This is a genomic window from Marinobacter sp. (genome assembly GCF_052091845.1).
Classification (GTDB): domain Bacteria; phylum Pseudomonadota; class Gammaproteobacteria; order Pseudomonadales; family Oleiphilaceae; genus Marinobacter.
In genome coordinates this window covers 33,302-48,636 of record NZ_JBQDCO010000027.1, presented here as the reverse complement: position 1 = coordinate 48,636, position 15,335 = coordinate 33,302, and the positions used below count along the sequence as shown (strand labels likewise).

Genomic DNA, 15,335 nt, shown 5'->3' with positions numbered 1-15,335 from the left:
CCGTATGCCCGGTGGTGTGAGAGGACGGGGGAGGCAACTCCCCCTCCTACTCGATACCTGTTCATTTAGCCGTCAGAAAAGCCGTATTTGCCCGGCGCAGTATTGTCCATGCAGTGCTACCCGTGTTTGAAATGATATACTCGGGGCAGAAAGTAACTGAGAGTATCCGTACATGACTAAAGCTGAAGACCGAATCCTTGTTCAGGAACACTTGGCCCATGCGGCGGAGCCCAAGCCTCTTAGCGCTGACGAGAAGGCGCAGCTTGAAGCCCGTATAAAGGCTGCCCTCAAGGAAAAAGACGCCGTACTTGTGGCGCACTATTACGTAGATCCCGACATTCAGCGGCTTGCTGAGGAAAGTGGCGGCTGTGTCGCAGATTCCCTTGAAATGGCTCGTTTCGGGAACCAGCATCCCGCGTCGACCGTGGTTGTGGCCGGTGTTCGCTTTATGGGTGAAACCGCCAAAATCCTGAATCCTGAAAAGCGGGTGTTGATGCCCACTCTTGAGGCAACCTGCTCTTTGGATGTCGGGTGTCCTGCTGACGAGTTTCAGGCCTATTGCGATGAGCACAGTGACCGCACTGTTGTTGTTTATGCCAACACCTCTGCCGCTGTAAAAGCCCGGGCAGACTGGGTGGTAACGTCTAGCTGTGCCCAGGCAATCGTAGAGGACCTTGACGCCAGGGGAGAGAAAATTTTATGGGCCCCCGACAAGCATCTGGGGCATTACGTACAAAAAACCACCGGCGCAGATATGCTGCTGTGGGACGGCTCATGCATTGTGCATGAAGAGTTCAAATATCGTGGCTTGGAGGATCTCAGGGCTCTCTATCCGGACGCGGCGATTCTGGTTCACCCGGAATCTCCAGATGCCGTGGTTGAAATGGCAGACGTAGTTGGCTCAACGTCGCAGCTGATTCATGCAGTGCAAAACCTGCCAAACCAGCAGTTTATTGTCGCTACAGACAATGGCATTTTTTATAAAATGCAGCAGTTAGCGCCCAACAAGACGCTCATTGAAGCGCCTACCGCTGGTGATGGTGCTACGTGCCGTAGCTGCGCTCAGTGCCCATGGATGGCCATGAACGGCCTGGAAAACCTGCTTCAGGTGATTGAGAATGGTGATCAGGAAGTGTTCGTGGATTCAGACACCCGGGAGGCCGCGCTCAGGCCATTGAGGCGCATGCTGGATTTCACCTCCGGGATGAATCTGAAAGCGGCCGGTAACGCCTGAGGCTAGCTGTTTCTGCGCATTTGAAGGCGGCTGGTGATCTCGCTCAGCCGCTCACTAACTACCTGCCGTTGGGCTGAGCCTGCTGGCAGTTTCTCCTGAGCTTGCCGTAGCTGCCTCTGGGCCGATTCCAGGTCCCCCATAAGGGCGTTGTATTCTGCCCGGGCGCGGTGAACTCCCACAATGTTTCTGGCCATGCCTTCGGCCTCTGCCAAGCGTAGCCACAGTGACTCTTGCTGCGGCATTCTGCGAGCCAGTTGTTTAAGATACTCTGCAGCCCGAGTGCCATTGCCCGCGGCAATCTCCACATCTGCAAGGCTGGAGGTAATAGGATAGTTATCCGGATTTCGGCTTAGCGCTTCTTTTAGCAATGATCGCGCTTCACTGAGCTTTTTCTCCTGAATCCGAATCTCCGCCAGTGTGACCTTAAAAGTGATCCGTCCGGGGTTATTGGCTAGCAACTCGTTGATGATGCCCGCGGCTTTTTCAGGTTGTTTGTTACTCAGATAAGCGCATGCCAGGCCGTAGCGAATAGCCTCGTTGCCTTGTGCTTCCGGTTTCTCCAGATGGCTTTCAAAAGTATCCACAGCAATGTCTGGCGAAGCCGCGTAGTGCACCTGCAGGCGGCTACGTATCAAATGGTACTCCTGCGCGTCTCGAATGGTTTTTTCGGGATATTGCTCCGCACGGTTTCGAGTATCTGCTACACGATTCTGGGTAAGAGGGTGGGTTGAGAGGTACTCCGGCATATTGTTCCCCTGCAGCCGGTTTTGTCGCATCATGATTTCAAACATTTCAGGCATTCCCCGAGGGTCCATGCCTGCGGTTGCCAGGATATCCAGCCCAACCCGGTCTGCCTCCTGCTCGTGGGAACGGCTGTATGCCAACATATTTTGTATGGCAAAAGCCTGTGTGCCGGCAATGGCGGCAATGCCAATATCGGATTGCGTAACTGCGGAAAGCACAATGCCAGCGATCATTCCGGCGATGGTTAGCGGTGCGCTGGTTTCTTGCTGCTCCAGCCGGCGAGCAAAATGCCTTTGGCTCAGGTGAGCAAGCTCGTGGGCTAGTACCGATGCAAATTGCTGCTCTGTGGCAGCGTTAAGAAACAACCCGCCATTTACGCCAACAATACCCCCTGGTACTGCAAACGCGTTGATAGCGGGACTGTCTATCAGGGCAAGAGTGAGATTGCGGTTTTCCAGTGGGGCAGAGGGTACGAGCCGATAAATAACGGAGCTCAGATAGTCGTAGGTTAACGGGTCGGTTATGCGTGGAGCCGACCGGCGAATCGAAACCATAACCTGCTGCCCGATATCGCTCTCCTGGTGGCCGGATATAAGGCCACCGCCCGTGCCCCCGATGTTCGGCAGACCGACCTCCTGTGCTGCAGAAAAGGAGCTTGAGGCCAGCAAAAAAGCAAAAGCTACCGCTATCGAGAGCTTTCGGTAACCGTAAAATGTTATAAGAACGTTAATCATGTAATGCTGTGTGCTCCTGATTTCAATCACTTCTGTTACAGCAGATTACAATCGAAGTTCCGTTAAAACCCCGGATCTGCGGATTAACAGGTATTGTGATGCAATACCGTATCACTGGGGGCATAATGCCGCCTTGCGAATTCCATGTCTTGTAATGGTGCATCTTTTATATGGCTGATCGTACACTGGATACGTCAGGGCTTCGCTGCCCAATGCCCTTGCTGAAAACAAAACTGGCGCTTAATGGTATGTCTCCCGGCGAAATGCTTGAGGTGATTGCCACTGACGCGGGCTCCGCTCGTGATATTCCGGCTTTTTTGGCGCTATCCCGCCACTGCCTGGTGAATTCCTCAGAAACTGATGGTCAGTACTGCTTTGTGATAAAGTGCGGCGGCTAATTTCCGGAGTCCTTAATGGTCAGAATTTTACGCGGTCTTGCGCACAAATACTTTTCAGACGACGAAGCCGTCATTCTTTTCCTGATTCTGGTGATCGGCACCATTTTTGTCATCTGGTTTGGTGCCATACTTGCTCCGGCGATTGCCTCTCTTATCGTCGCGTTTATTCTACAGGGCCTGGTTACCCGGCTTAACACCCTCGGCGTGCCAGAGGGCATAGCCATACTGGGGGTGTTTTTAGTATTTCTTGGCGTGCTGGTAGGGTTCATCTTCGGCCTGTTGCCACTGATCTGGACTCAGGTCAGCAACCTGGCAGGCGAGGCCCCGCGCATTATCGGTGAGTTGCAATCCTATTTGGAGCTGCTGCCCGAAGAGTATCCGCACATTATCTCAACCCAAACAGTGAGCAATCTCTACGACCAGGTGAATACGGAAGTAGGGCAGATGACCCAGTGGTTGGTGTCTTTTTCGCTGTCCAGTATCCCCGATTTGGTCGCATTGCTGATATACATTGTGCTTGTGCCCATTCTGGTGTTCTTCTTTCTGAAAGACCGGGAAGTTCTGCTTGGCGCTATCTCCAAGCTGTTACCGCCGCAACGTCCAATGATGCTGCAAATCTGGCATGAGGTGAACTTGCAGTGTGCCAACTATGTGCGGGGCAAGGCCCTGGAGATTCTGATCGTTGGCGGCGCAACCTATGTCGCGCTCAAGCTTATGGGCATGCCCTATGCAGCCTTGCTTTCGCTGCTGGTGGGCCTGAGCGTTGTCATTCCATACATCGGCGCGGCCGTGGTAACCATCCCGGTTGCAGTGATTGCGCTATTTGCCTTCGGCTGGGGTAGCCATTTTATCTGGGTGATGGTTGTCTATGGATTGATTCAGGCGCTGGATGGCAACGTGTTGGTTCCGGTACTGTTCTCGGAGGTGAACAACCTGCACCCGGTTGTCATTATCATTTCGGTGCTATTCTTTGGCGGGATCTGGGGTTTGTGGGGTGTTTTCTTTGCCATTCCGCTGGCGACCATGTTGAAAGCCGTGTTTTTTGCCTGGCCAGTAAAGAGGCCTGTTGCCTCAACGGCTCCGGATGAGGTGTAATTTAATTTCCTTGTGTCAGTTAGTGCCCAACATTACCATATCCATTTTATTCGGACGGAGCTTTTATGATTACGGGTAGCCTTGTCGCACTGGTCACGCCCATGCATCCAAACGGTGACATTCACTGGGAGGATCTGGACAAGCTGGTGGATTTTCATATTGAGAACGGCACCAACGGTATTGTGGCTGTTGGGACCACTGGCGAATCTGCAACGCTCGATCAGAAAGAGCACTGCCGGGTAATTGGTCACATCGTTAAACGGGTTAACGGGCGGATCTCTGTCATTGCCGGCAGTGGTGGCAACAGCACCCGTGAGGCCATAGAGCTAACCACAGAAGCGTATAAGCTCGGCGCAGACGCCTGTTTGCTGGTTGTACCTTATTACAACAAGCCAACGCAGGAAGGCCTTTACCAGCACTATAAAACCATTGCAGAAGCCGTGCCTGGTTTTAGTCAGATGCTCTACAACGTACCCGGGCGAACCGCTTGCGACATGCTTAATGAAACCGTTTTACGCCTGGCCGATATTCCGAATATTGTTGCCATAAAGGATGCCACCGGCAATATTCCCCGGGGTGCAGAACTGATAGAAGCGCTTGATGGCCGACTGGCTGTTTATTCGGGTGATGATGCCACCGCCGCTGATCTGATGCTGGCAGGCGCGCAGGGGAATGTCTCGGTGACTGCTAACGTGGCACCGAAAGGTATGGCCGAGTTGTGTGCAGCGGCCACCGCAGGCAACCAGGAAGAAACAGAGCGGTTGAATGAGCTGCTAATGCCTTTGAACCGAAAGCTGTTCCTGGAGGCTAACCCTATTCCGGTTAAATGGGCGCTTCAGCGTATGGGCATGATAGGAGAAGGTATCCGGCTTCCGCTGACCCCGTTCAGCGAAAAGTTTCACGCCGAGCTTGAAGAAGCTATGAAAGCCTCAGGTGTACTCTGAGTTTGTTGATGCCAATCGTGAAACCGTCCCATACAGAGAGTAAGCCGATGCCGGTTCTTTCAGGAACCCGTAAGTTTGTTGCGTTTCGCCCCCTGGCTATTGCCTCCGGACTGTTGCTCGCTGTTGCGACGTCGGGCTGTGGCGTTCTGGAAGATCGTTCTGAACGTTATGTGAACGAAAAAGAGGGTGATTCTCTGGAGCTGCCAGAGAAAGCGGATTCGTCTCGCTTTTCTCAGATAATGCCCGTTCGCCAGATAAACTCGGCGGATGCCAGCAAAATGTATCCATCCGATATTCCCCGGCCACCGGATATGACCTCGGAAATTCTCGAAGAGAACTATGTGGTTGAAGAGCTCGATAACCGGGTTTGGTTGCTGGTAAACGATGTGCCTGGTCGTATTTGGCCTGCCGTAACGGCTTATATGAATGACCAGGGCCTGGGTGTTGCCCACGACAACCCACAGCTGGGTCTTCTGCAAAGTGAGCTGGCCAACTTCAGTATGCGCGCCCGGGAGCTGCTTGAGCTTCCCAGCGAGCCGGCTGAAGCGACTGCCGCAGAACCCAAGGTCGTTCTGCAGGTTCGCATTGCACCAGGTGTTCGCCGTAAAACGACCGAAATCCAGGTTCGGAAGCTTACATCGCAGAACCCGGCGACGGAAGGCGCAGCCTGGCCTGATGAGCTGATTTCCTGGCGTGGTGTATCAGAACCTACAGCCGAGCAATTGGCGCTGCAAAAACGACTGCTAGCCGGGTTGGGTGAGTTCCTGAAGGCCCGTGAAGAGAATAAGTCCTTCTCTCGCGCAGCCTCCGGAATGGTTGCCAAACCTCTGGTTAAGCTTGTTAGTGAGGGCGACAAAGCCCAATCCATCCAGATGGATCTCGATTACGGTCGCTCCTGGGCTGAGGTTAACCGGTCTATTACCGAGTCGCATATCGAGGTGGTTGATCTCAACCGCAGCGAAGGCTGGCTGTTTGTCGACGCGCGCACTGCCGAGGAGCGCGACCCGGGCTGGTTTAGCTGGTTCAGCGACAAAGAGAAGGCTCGTCATACGCATACGATCAATTTGTCTGATCGCGATGGCCGGGTACAGGTTACCGCTGAAGAGGCCGAAGGCTACGCCGGTGACAAGCGTGCTGAGGATCTGCTCACAAAGCTGTTCGACTACCTATACTGATATTGAAAGGGCGCCCGTAATGTGGGCTTCCATTTCGGAGACTATAATGGAAAAGCGCGAAGAACTTTACGCCGGCAAAGCCAAATCTGTGTTCTATACGGACGATCCTGATCGTTTTGTTCTTGTCTTCCGTGATGATACCTCGGCATTTGACGGTGAAAAAACGGAACAGCTAAGCCGCAAAGGCAGGGTGAATAATCGTTTTAACGGCTTCATCATGGAAAGGCTGGAAGCGGCCGGCGTACCTACACACTTTGAAGGCGAACTGTCTGCTACTGAGGCACTTGTTAAAAAGCTCGATATGATTCCGGTAGAGTGCGTGGTGCGTAACGTGTCAGCTGGCAGTTTGTGTCGGCGAATTGGTGTAGAGGAAGGCCAGGAACTTAATCCGCCAACCTATGAGTTGTTTTTGAAAGACGATGCTTTGCACGACCCTATGGTTAACGAGTCATTGGCAGTGACCTTTGGTTGGGCCAGCGCAAACGAGCTTGCACGTATGAAGGAGCTGACCTACAAAGTAAACACCGTGCTTAAAAACCTGTTTGATGACGCAGGAATGCTGTTGGTGGATTACAAGCTGGAGTTCGGGCGCAGCGGCGGGGAAATTGTTCTGGGCGATGAATTCAGCCCAGACGGCTGCCGTATCTGGGATAAGGAAACCCGGAAAAAGATGGACAAGGATCGCTTCCGCCACGGGCTGGGCGACGTTATCGAAACCTATGAGGAAGTTGGCCGCCGTCTTGGCATTAACTTCGATTGACCACTTACGATAAATCCAAACAGATAAAACGGTATAGATGCATTATGCGTAAACTGACACTTGCGGTAGGCAGCTCTTTGATTCTGGCGGCTCCTTTGGCCCAGGCCGACATTCTTGGTGTTGGCGCTAACCTGAGCTATTGGCACTCTGACCTGTCGGGTAACATTGCCCATGACAGCGAGAGTGTGAACGTAGAAGACGAGCTACGATTGAAGCGCGACAGCAATGTAAACGCTAACGTTTACCTGGAGCACCCGGTTCCACTGCTGCCTAATGTTCGTCTGGATTATACACTGGTTCAGCAAAGTGGTAATGGGTCACTCGGGAGCTCATATGACGGTCTGTCAACCGGACCTGTGAGCTCTGATTTGGATCTTGAGCAATTGGACCTAACCCTCTATTACGAAATACTGGATAACTGGGTAAATCTTGATCTGGGCTTGACCGTTCGGGATTTTTCCGGCGAGCTGGAAGTTGCACAGGCAGGTAAGAAAACGAGTACAACCAAAGCTGATGGCGTACTACCGCTAGGCTATGTAGCTGCCCGTTTCGACCTGCCGTTTACGGGCGTAGCCGTCGGTGCTGAAGGTAAATACATTTCGTTTGACGGCGATTCCATGCGTGATTTCAATCTGTATGGTCAGTACAAAATCTCCGTGTTGCAGTTACGCGCCGGTTATCGGCAGCTGGCTGTTGATTACGAGGATGGCAATGACGCGTTTGACGTGAAAATCGACGGGCCATTCGTTAGTGCGGGCATTGTTTTTTAACGAGAGCTACCAAAAGGAGCGAAAAACTTGAAGATTCTGGTAACGGGTACCGCCGGGTTTATCGGTTCGCAGCTGGCACAACGGTTGCTCGAACGGGGAGACGAGGTAATTGGCGTTGACAATGTTAACGACTATTACGATGTAAGCCTTAAGGAAGCCCGACTGGCACGACTTACTGGCAATAGCCGTTTCACGGAAGTTCGCCAGGACGTTGCCGACCGTTCGGCGATGGCAGATATTTTCGAGGAACATCGCCCTGAGCGTGTCGTACACCTTGCCGCCCAGGCAGGTGTGCGATACTCGCTGGAAAACCCTAATGCCTATGTGGATGCCAACATTGTTGGCTTCATGAACATACTGGAAGGGTGCCGCCACAACAGTGTGAAGCACCTGGTATACGCCTCCAGTAGTTCCGTATATGGCGCCAACGAGGCGATGCCGTTCTCCGTGCAAGATAACGTGGACCACCCACTGAGTTTGTATGCGGCATCTAAAAAAGCCAATGAGCTGATGGCCCACACCTACAGTCATTTGTATGGTTTGCCCACCACGGGTCTGCGGTTCTTTACGGTGTATGGGCCCTGGGGGCGTCCCGACATGGCGCTATTTATCTTTACCAAAAAGATTCTGGCCGGAGAGCCGATTGACGTGTTCAACCATGGCAATCACAAGCGGGACTTTACGTATATTGATGATATTGTCGAAGGCGTTGTCCGCACGCTGGACCAGGTTGCTGCACCCAATAGCGAATGGAGCGGCGAAGCTCCCGACCCCAGCACCAGCAAAGCCCCGTATCGCATTTACAACATCGGCAGCAACAACCCCGTTGAGCTATCCCGCTTCATTGAAATTATTGAAGAGCGAGCGGGTAAAAAAGCGCAGAAGAACCTCCTGCCCATGCAGCCGGGCGATGTACCGGCTACCTACGCAAACGTCGACAGCTTGATCAACGACGTGGGGTATAAGCCTAAAACCTCCGTTGAGGAGGGCATAGCCAACTTCGTGGATTGGTACCGCGAATTCTATCAAGTCTGACTGGGCACGCCTGTCCATCAATAAAACGCCCCTTCAAAGAGGGGCGTCGTTCGTTACGAACCGCTAATTTGTTCAGCCAGGTTGACCGAACTGTTGTTCCAGCCAGGCATTAATGTCGCCAGATTCGTACATCCATTGCTCGGTGCCATCGTCATTTTTAATTCGCATGCAGGGCACTTTTATGTTCCCGCCGCCTTGCTCCAGATCCGCACGATGCGTTTGATTATGTTGGGCATCGCGTTTTTCAATATTCAGGTTAAGCCGTGCTATCTGCTTCCTGACTTTTACGCAGAATGGGCAGGTTTTAAACTGGTACAAGGCAAGATGCTCACAGGCAGTATCCACTTTTTGCTGTTCTTCGGCGCTACGTTGCATGGGTTTGCCGCCGCCAAGCTTTTCGCTCAATAAAACAAAGGGTGTCAGAATAAGACGTAACGTCCGGAAAAAATAACGAATAACCAGTCGCATTAATCAGACCTTCTTAGTGTTGGTGCATTAAAACGAGGGTTTAGTATAAAGCAAAACAGGGGACGTTCGGGTATTCTGCCGCAATGGGTAGTAAGTAAACTTTTTATGAGGACCCTATAAATGAGGTCGATTTCCCTGTGGGATCTGCCCACACGGTTGTTTCATTGGTTACTGGTGATTGCCATTACCGGCTCGATCGTCAGCGTAAACCTTGGCGGCACCTGGATGCTTTGGCATGAACGCTTCGGGCTTACGGTCGTTGGCTTACTCAGTTTTCGGTTAGTGTGGGGGGTTGTGGGATCTACCCATGCCCGCTTCCATAAATTTGTGCCTGGCCCAAACTCTGTAATGAGTTACCTGAAAGGCGAGTGGCAGGGCTTGGGGCACAACCCGTTGGGCGCTCTATCCGTTATTGCCATGCTGGCTTTGCTGGGTTTCCAGGCCATTACCGGTCTATTCGCCACGGATGCTATTGCGTTTAACGGGCCGCTTTACCGTGCCGTTTCATCCAGCTGGAACGACACCATTACCTCTTGGCATAAGTTAACAGAGTGGTTTGTTTACGGGCTGATTGGCTTGCATATTGCGTCGGTTCTTTTCTACGCCCTGGTGAAAAAAGAGAGCCTGATCACGCCAATGATTACGGGACGAAAGACGGTGAGCAACCAACTGGCCAGAGAACCCAAGGGCGGAGGATGGATTGCATTGGGGATTGCGCTAGCAGTGGCGGGGTGTGCAGTTTGGCTGGCGAACGGCGGCATTCTGCCGCCACCTCCACCGCCACCACCCGATCTTGGGTGGTGAGCAGCAAAGGGGCAGAGTAGCAGGTCTTACTCGGCGCGGAATTCGTCGTGGCAGGCCTTGCAGGACTTACCAACTTCGCTGAACTGAGCGGCCAGTGCGGCTTTGTCTCCGTTGCTGGCTACTTCCTGCAATTTGTTGGCCTCCTTGGCAAAGCCAATGGCCACTTCACGAGCTTTTTCTGGCTTGTCGAAAAATTCCGGCTTAAGCTTGGTATTGTCGTTCTTGTCCATGGCGGTGCCCGGACCAAACAACGCACCCAACCCAGAGTTTGCGACAGCAGCAATGGCGTTAGCGGCAGCCTGCATTTGCTCCTGATTGTAGGCAACATCGCCATCGACTGCCTGGGCCTTGATCTTGCCCATATTCCAGCCAGCAAACGTAAAGGTACTCTGGCGAGTATTAATCTGATCTTCCACATCCATCTGGGCTACAGCGGGAGTCGCTACCGCCGCGCTCAAAGCTAAAGCCATAAAAAATCCTGATTTACGCATGCTTATCTCTCTCATTGAACAAATGAACAAATGAACAAATGTGATGTTATCAGACTAATGATTTCATAGAAATTATCCGGGTTATATCGTCATAGCGTAAAGTTTAGGTAAATGTCGTGTGGTCTCGCGTGGGGCACCACGAACCTGGCCGCCGGTTCGATTCCTGCTGCTGAAGATTAAAAAGGGTTGGAGCGTAAAAAATGAGCCTGATTCCGCCCATTGCTTTTTGCGTGGTACATAGCCTGATCGGCATGGCGGAGAAGTATACGAGGGTTATTACCGTCCTGAGGGTAGCGTGCGACACCAATGCTGGCCGAGACACTTGGCGCATTTTCGCCAATATCATAGGATTTCTCCAGTTCATTGATAATATTTTGAGCAAGCAGCTGTATTTGTTCAATGTCAGTTATGTCCAATAAAATCACCGTGAACTCATCGCCACTTAGCCAGGCAACCGTGTCTTCGCTTCGCACGGTGGCAACAATGCGTTCGGCCGCCTTTATTAAAACCTGATCGCCGGCTTCATGTCCCTGCAGGTCATTGACCGCCTTGAGGTTGTCAAGATCGATGAAGAGCAATGCGAAAAACGCGCCCGTCCGCTCGGAATGCCTGATTTGCTGTTCTAGCCTGTCTCGGAACAGTCGCCTGTTAGGTAAGTCGGTCAAGAGGTCGTAAATTAGCATGGCGCAGGATTTCAGCCTCAAAATGCCGTCTCGCGATGGTATCCCGTGCTACGCCGGCGATGGCTTCAACTGAACCACCAGCATCAATCACAGGTGAATAGGCATATTCATACCAACGTTTTTCTGGGCCAGCGCTGATGTAATCCCCCCAGAAAATAATCCAGGTTTTGAGTAGAGACTTTTACAATGATCGCAGAAGGAGCGATAGATGAAAAAGTCTCGATTTACTGACAGCCAGGGCATGGCAATGCTGAAGCAGTACGAAGCCGGAGTTCCGTTGGCTGAACTCGCCCGTGAGCACAACGTCAGTGCCGTTCGAAGTTTGGTGGCATGGATGCTTCGATGATGAAGCGCCTGAAGGAGCTGGAGGCGGAGAATGCGCGCCCCAAGAAAATATATGCAGAAGAGCGACTCAAAGCCGAGCTACGTCAGGAAGCTCTTGAGGGAAAGTTGTAAGGCCATCTCAGCGCCGGGAGATGGCCAGAGAGGGCGTGATCAAACACGGAATTAGCATTCGATTGGCGTGTGTAGTGTACGGCATTAGCCAGACCTGCTACCGCTATCAATCGAAGCTGGACGGTGAAAACGCTCTGGTTGCTGATTGGCTGTTATGTCTCACACAGGCCCACAAGCGCTGGGGCTTTGGCCTGTGCTTCCTTTATCTGCGCAACGTGAAAGGCTATGCCTGGAACCACAAAAGGGTATACCGAATTTATCGAACGCTTGAGCTGAACCTGAGGATCAAGCCCAGGCGAAGAATCCAGAGGGATCATCCGGGCGAGTTGGACGTTCCTACAGCGCCAAATCAGGTCTGGTCCATGGACTTCATGCACGACCAGTTAGAGGATGGCCGAAGTTACCAGCTGTTCAATGTGATTGATGATTACAACCGGGAAGGTCTTGGGATTGGGGTAGATCTGTCGTTACCGGCCCAGCGAGTGATTCGTACGCTGGATCAGATCATTGAATGGCGCGGCAAGCCCGCAGCCATTCGCTGTGACAATGGTCCAGAATATATCTCGCAGTCACTGGTTGACTGGGCCAACAGGAACCGGATTACGCTGATCTACATTCAGCCGGGCAAGCCCACTCAAAATGCCTATATTGAGCGCTTCAATCGAACCGCGCGGCACGAATGGCTGGACTTGCATCAGTTTAACAGCGTTCCCCATGCCCAGCTATTAGCTACACAATGGCTGTGGCAATACAATAACGAGCCGTCCAAATACGGCCATCGGAGTAATACCTCCATCAAGGCTGCTGAAGGCAGCTTAACCCTCTACTCAACAAGACGGTTAAAAATGGGGGGATTACACTGGGGTGTAGATGCTGCTTTACGGGCGGTGATACATCCAATAACATTTCGTTACTTGCTAGTTGAAGAAGTCTCAAAACGCATAGGGAAAAAAGCCATGAGAGCATTTCAGACAATTGCTTTGGTAGGAATTACCGCTGTATCAATATCTGCGCAAGCCAGCGTCATAACTTTTCCAGAATCAATTACTTTCGATATTAACGCCGATCCAGAAACATTTTCTGTTCCTTTTACAGGCGATCTGACGGAAGGTTTCAGGTATGGAATCGAGGTGCCGACAGTCATTTACACACTGGAAAATGACACCTTTTTTGCCACTTATGACGGCACCGGATATTGGGATGGAATCATGGACTTTGGCTTGCAGACACTGTTTTCTGCTAGACGGCCTGACTTTCCGGGCGAAGATAGGAAGCCAATCGAGGGGCCTTTGCTTGATCAGGTCTATATTTATTCTGTGTCCTTCACATTTCATGAATTGCTTCCCTGTTCTTCGCGCTTTGGGCTCTGTGGCATAGGTACTAGTGGCCATGTTAATGAAAGCGTGAAGGTGTCCTTCTTCGATGGCTCCGCTCAGGAAGTACCTACAGGACCAACTGCGCCGCTGCTGCTGACAGGACTTGTTGGGCTGTGGTTAAAGAGGGAGACCTATGTGCAGCATCAGAAGCTATTGCGGTATTGGAAGAACTGACCCTCCGGTGTTTGCCTGCAGGAGCTGACTCCAATCCACCCTGAGCGGCATTGGTTGAAGACCGTCGTTGTAGGCACCAAGAGAAAAGACTCATCCATGTGGTGTGTCAGGCAGGTGCCAAAAGACCAGTACAAGCAAGCCATCGTTGAGGTGTCGAAATTGAAAATTGACATCAAAACGGGGAAGGCACAACTATCCCTGAGATAGATCCACCGGGAACCTGCTTACTGGATAGATGATGTCCGGCATAGAGATAGAGCTTATCTTAGAATCTGTCCTTTATGTGGACTCGTATGTATATCGGGGCGAAAAACCCGCACATGATGCACGTTCGGTTACTCGATAACGCTGTTGGGTAAGCGATTGAGTGCTGTTGTATGTGAAGCGTTGGCCAATGTACTCCGCAGTGGAAAACAAGGTGCCGATTGTTACGCCCAACCGACCAAGATAGTTGTCGCTAATCGGTCATCCAAATTGTCGCCGAACACCGATGGATTATACGGTGGCTGCCGGCACTTGTTTTGGATAATCTTCAGGCGCCAATAAACGAACTGGCGATAAATCAAGGACTGCTGTTTACAAAAGGCGTTGCCGGACAATCCGGAAGCTTTGCAATCATCAACCTGTTGCTGCCAAAAATGCTTTTTTCAATAGGGCTCATACTGAATCCTCGTAAAATGGATAAGTATGTCAGTGTGTGCGATTAAAGAGATGGGGTGTAGGTGCTGACTCTTTGGCGCTTACGGTTCGGGTGCTAATAAGTGACGCCTATCCCTACAAAGACGAACTCACGGATCTGGTTCGTTGTCCGGTTTCGGGGTAGATGCTCGGGCTCCCCCGGCCCGACGCAAAGGGGAGAACGGGGGGCAGTTTGTCCAAACAAGAGGGGTTGATCAACTATTGAACAGTCAGGGCCGAAGCTAAAGGTAATCCCCCCCCCCATTTTAGGAGGGTGTCAAAAGTAGAGTTCAGGCCACCATGGCTAATTTCTGTTGTGGTGTAATGCCTCCGAGGGCCATGTTGGGCCGTTCATTATTGTAGGTCCATAGCCATTGCGTTGCATATTCCTGAGCCTCTTCAATCGAGTGGAACAGGTATTGAGCCAGCCAGTCATAACGTACGGTGCGGTTGTAACGCTCGATATACGCATTCTGCTGTGGGTTGCCGGGCTGGATAAAGACCAGTGTAATATCGTGCCTCTTAGCCCAGGCGGCCAAGGTGGCGCTGATATATTCTGGACCATTGTCACAGCGAATGGCTGCGGGCTTGCCGCGCCATTCAATGATCTGATCCAGCGTACGAATCACTCGCTGGGCCGGTAACGACAGATCTACCCCAATCCCAAGACCTTCCCGGTTGTAATCATCAATCACATTGAACAGCTGGTAACTTCGGCCATCCTCTAACTGGTCGTGCATGAAGTCCATGGACCAGCTGGTGTTGATCGTCGTGAGCACCCCAATGGCTCAGGTTTTTGACGTACCAGCCGCTTACGAGGCTTGATGCGTAGGTTCAGCTCCAGTTCCCGGTAGATCCGGTAAACGCGTTTGTGGTTCCAGGGGTAACCCTTCACGTTGCGCAGGTACAGAAAACACAGGCCAAAGCCCCAGTTTCTCTGGTTATGGGTTAAGCGCACCAACAGATCCGCGATCTCGGCATTTTCACTGCTGAGCTTAGCCCGGTAGCGATAGCAGGACTCACTGACACTGAAGACCTCGCAGGCTTGGCGAATGCTACAACGAGCAGCGGCAACGGCTTTGTGCGCCATCTCGCGGCGGAGAGATGGCTTTACCACTTTCCCTCAAGAGCTTCCTTGCGTAACTCAGACTTGAGCCGTTCTTCGGCATACATCTTCTTCAGCCGCCGGTTCTCGTCCTCCAGCTCTTTCATGCGCTTGATCATAGAGGTATCCATGCCGCCGAATTTTGCACGCCATTTGTAGAAGCTGGTGTTGCTCAGGCAATGTAATCAATCATTAATCAAATGATAGTATT

Annotated in this window: 16 protein-coding genes and 2 pseudogenes; 12 read left to right on the top strand and 6 right to left on the bottom strand. The window is 52.0% G+C overall.

Going from position 1 to position 15,335, the window contains the following annotated elements; all coding sequences use genetic code 11:
• The first annotated feature begins 172 nt into the window (after window positions 1–172).
• Window positions 173–1,234: a quinolinate synthase NadA gene (nadA, locus tag ACTHYN_RS10295; RefSeq protein ID WP_441812361.1), complete on the top strand. Its 1,062-nt coding sequence runs from the start codon at window positions 173–175 to the stop codon at window positions 1,232–1,234.
• A gap of 2 nt (window positions 1,235–1,236) precedes the next feature.
• Here the strand turns inward: nadA and ACTHYN_RS10290 are convergent, their stop codons facing one another.
• A complete protein-coding gene (locus ACTHYN_RS10290; protein ID WP_441812360.1) occupies window positions 1,237–2,712 on the bottom strand; it encodes a M48 family metalloprotease in 1,476 nt (491 codons plus the stop codon).
• 170 nt (window positions 2,713–2,882) lie between these two features.
• Here ACTHYN_RS10290 and ACTHYN_RS10285 point away from each other — a divergent pair, with 170 nt between their 5' ends.
• The 7 genes from ACTHYN_RS10285 (at window position 2,883) to ACTHYN_RS10255 (ending at window position 8,889) form a co-directional block, all read left to right on the top strand.
• Window positions 2,883–3,110 carry a sulfurtransferase TusA family protein gene (locus ACTHYN_RS10285; protein WP_441812359.1) on the top strand — a complete coding sequence of 76 codons (228 nt, stop codon included), beginning with the start codon at window positions 2,883–2,885 and terminating at the stop codon, window positions 3,108–3,110.
• Between the two features lie 15 nt (window positions 3,111–3,125).
• Window positions 3,126–4,205 carry an AI-2E family transporter gene (locus ACTHYN_RS10280; protein WP_441812358.1) on the top strand — a complete coding sequence of 360 codons (1,080 nt, stop codon included), beginning with the start codon at window positions 3,126–3,128 and terminating at the stop codon, window positions 4,203–4,205.
• 65 nt (window positions 4,206–4,270) lie between these two features.
• Window positions 4,271–5,149, top strand: coding sequence for a 4-hydroxy-tetrahydrodipicolinate synthase (gene dapA / locus ACTHYN_RS10275; RefSeq protein ID WP_441812357.1), 879 nt, complete (start codon window positions 4,271–4,273; stop codon window positions 5,147–5,149).
• Between the two features lie 47 nt (window positions 5,150–5,196).
• The gene (bamC, locus tag ACTHYN_RS10270; protein ID WP_441812356.1) at window positions 5,197–6,324 is read left to right on the top strand and encodes an outer membrane protein assembly factor BamC; all 1,128 of its coding nucleotides are present in this window, start codon (window positions 5,197–5,199) and stop codon (window positions 6,322–6,324) included.
• Window positions 6,325–6,370: 46 nt separating this feature from the next.
• Window positions 6,371–7,084, top strand: coding sequence for a phosphoribosylaminoimidazolesuccinocarboxamide synthase (gene purC / locus ACTHYN_RS10265; protein WP_441812355.1), 714 nt, complete (start codon window positions 6,371–6,373; stop codon window positions 7,082–7,084).
• Between the two features lie 44 nt (window positions 7,085–7,128).
• Window positions 7,129–7,854, top strand: a complete 726-nt coding sequence (locus ACTHYN_RS10260) for a TIGR04219 family outer membrane beta-barrel protein (RefSeq protein WP_441812354.1) — start codon at window positions 7,129–7,131, stop codon at window positions 7,852–7,854.
• 27 nt (window positions 7,855–7,881) lie between these two features.
• Window positions 7,882–8,889, top strand: coding sequence for an NAD-dependent epimerase (locus tag ACTHYN_RS10255; RefSeq protein WP_441812353.1), 1,008 nt, complete (start codon window positions 7,882–7,884; stop codon window positions 8,887–8,889).
• Between the two features lie 72 nt (window positions 8,890–8,961).
• Here the strand turns inward: ACTHYN_RS10255 and ACTHYN_RS10250 are convergent, their stop codons facing one another.
• The gene (locus ACTHYN_RS10250; RefSeq protein WP_441812352.1) at window positions 8,962–9,357 is read right to left on the bottom strand and encodes a glutaredoxin family protein; all 396 of its coding nucleotides are present in this window, start codon (window positions 9,355–9,357) and stop codon (window positions 8,962–8,964) included.
• A 120-nt stretch (window positions 9,358–9,477) separates the two neighbouring features.
• Here ACTHYN_RS10250 and ACTHYN_RS10245 point away from each other — a divergent pair, with 120 nt between their 5' ends.
• On the top strand, window positions 9,478–10,161 hold the full coding sequence (locus ACTHYN_RS10245) for a cytochrome b/b6 domain-containing protein (protein ID WP_441812351.1): 684 nt from the start codon (window positions 9,478–9,480) through the stop codon (window positions 10,159–10,161).
• A gap of 26 nt (window positions 10,162–10,187) precedes the next feature.
• Here ACTHYN_RS10245 and ACTHYN_RS10240 read toward each other — a convergent pair whose 3' ends face one another.
• Both ACTHYN_RS10240 and ACTHYN_RS10235 read right to left on the bottom strand, forming a co-directional pair.
• Entirely contained in the window at window positions 10,188–10,631 is a 444-nt protein-coding gene (locus ACTHYN_RS10240; RefSeq protein WP_441812350.1) for a c-type cytochrome, read from the bottom strand.
• A 197-nt stretch (window positions 10,632–10,828) separates the two neighbouring features.
• Complete coding sequence (locus ACTHYN_RS10235) at window positions 10,829–11,335, bottom strand: diguanylate cyclase domain-containing protein (RefSeq protein ID WP_441812349.1); 507 nt, start codon at window positions 11,333–11,335, stop codon at window positions 10,829–10,831.
• 208 nt (window positions 11,336–11,543) lie between these two features.
• On the opposite strand from ACTHYN_RS10235, the pseudogene ACTHYN_RS10230 reads away from it, so the two are divergent.
• Window positions 11,544–12,610, top strand: a pseudogene (locus ACTHYN_RS10230) (IS3 family transposase).
• Window positions 12,611–12,747: 137 nt separating this feature from the next.
• Window positions 12,748–13,341 (top strand): hypothetical protein, encoded by a 594-nt coding sequence (locus ACTHYN_RS10225; RefSeq protein WP_441812348.1) that lies wholly within the window; start codon window positions 12,748–12,750, stop codon window positions 13,339–13,341.
• Window positions 13,342–13,769: 428 nt separating this feature from the next.
• Here ACTHYN_RS10225 and tnpA read toward each other — a convergent pair whose 3' ends face one another.
• Window positions 13,770–13,940: an IS66 family insertion sequence element accessory protein TnpA gene (gene tnpA / locus ACTHYN_RS10220; RefSeq protein ID WP_441812347.1), complete on the bottom strand. Its 171-nt coding sequence runs from the start codon at window positions 13,938–13,940 to the stop codon at window positions 13,770–13,772.
• Here tnpA and ACTHYN_RS10215 point away from each other — a divergent pair.
• Window positions 13,863–14,048 carry a hypothetical protein gene (locus ACTHYN_RS10215; protein ID WP_441812362.1) on the top strand — a complete coding sequence of 62 codons (186 nt, stop codon included), beginning with the start codon at window positions 13,863–13,865 and terminating at the stop codon, window positions 14,046–14,048. The genes tnpA and ACTHYN_RS10215 overlap by 78 nt on opposite strands.
• Before the next feature lie 261 nt (window positions 14,049–14,309).
• Here ACTHYN_RS10215 and ACTHYN_RS10210 read toward each other — a convergent pair.
• Window positions 14,310–15,291 (bottom strand): annotated as a pseudogene (locus tag ACTHYN_RS10210) (IS3 family transposase); the annotation flags it as partial.
• Window positions 15,292–15,335 lie beyond the last annotated feature (44 nt).

Bases quoted from the DNA above. Each gene is read 5' to 3' on its own strand.
- nadA (WP_441812361.1), top strand. From the start codon at position 173: ATGACTAAAGCTGAAGACCGAATCCTTGTTCAGGAACACTTGGCCCAT.
- ACTHYN_RS10290 (WP_441812360.1), bottom strand. From the start codon at position 2,712: ATGATTAACGTTCTTATAACATTTTACGGTTACCGAAAGCTCTCGATA.
- ACTHYN_RS10285 (WP_441812359.1), top strand. From the start codon at position 2,883: ATGGCTGATCGTACACTGGATACGTCAGGGCTTCGCTGCCCAATGCCC.
- ACTHYN_RS10280 (WP_441812358.1), top strand. From the start codon at position 3,126: ATGGTCAGAATTTTACGCGGTCTTGCGCACAAATACTTTTCAGACGAC.
- dapA (WP_441812357.1), top strand. From the start codon at position 4,271: ATGATTACGGGTAGCCTTGTCGCACTGGTCACGCCCATGCATCCAAAC.
- bamC (WP_441812356.1), top strand. From the start codon at position 5,197: ATGCCGGTTCTTTCAGGAACCCGTAAGTTTGTTGCGTTTCGCCCCCTG.
- purC (WP_441812355.1), top strand. From the start codon at position 6,371: ATGGAAAAGCGCGAAGAACTTTACGCCGGCAAAGCCAAATCTGTGTTC.
- ACTHYN_RS10260 (WP_441812354.1), top strand. From the start codon at position 7,129: ATGCGTAAACTGACACTTGCGGTAGGCAGCTCTTTGATTCTGGCGGCT.
- ACTHYN_RS10250 (WP_441812352.1), bottom strand. From the start codon at position 9,357: ATGCGACTGGTTATTCGTTATTTTTTCCGGACGTTACGTCTTATTCTG.
- ACTHYN_RS10245 (WP_441812351.1), top strand. From the start codon at position 9,478: ATGAGGTCGATTTCCCTGTGGGATCTGCCCACACGGTTGTTTCATTGG.
- ACTHYN_RS10240 (WP_441812350.1), bottom strand. From the start codon at position 10,631: ATGGCTTTAGCTTTGAGCGCGGCGGTAGCGACTCCCGCTGTAGCCCAG.
- ACTHYN_RS10235 (WP_441812349.1), bottom strand. From the start codon at position 11,335: ATGCTAATTTACGACCTCTTGACCGACTTACCTAACAGGCGACTGTTC.
- ACTHYN_RS10225 (WP_441812348.1), top strand. From the start codon at position 12,748: ATGAGAGCATTTCAGACAATTGCTTTGGTAGGAATTACCGCTGTATCA.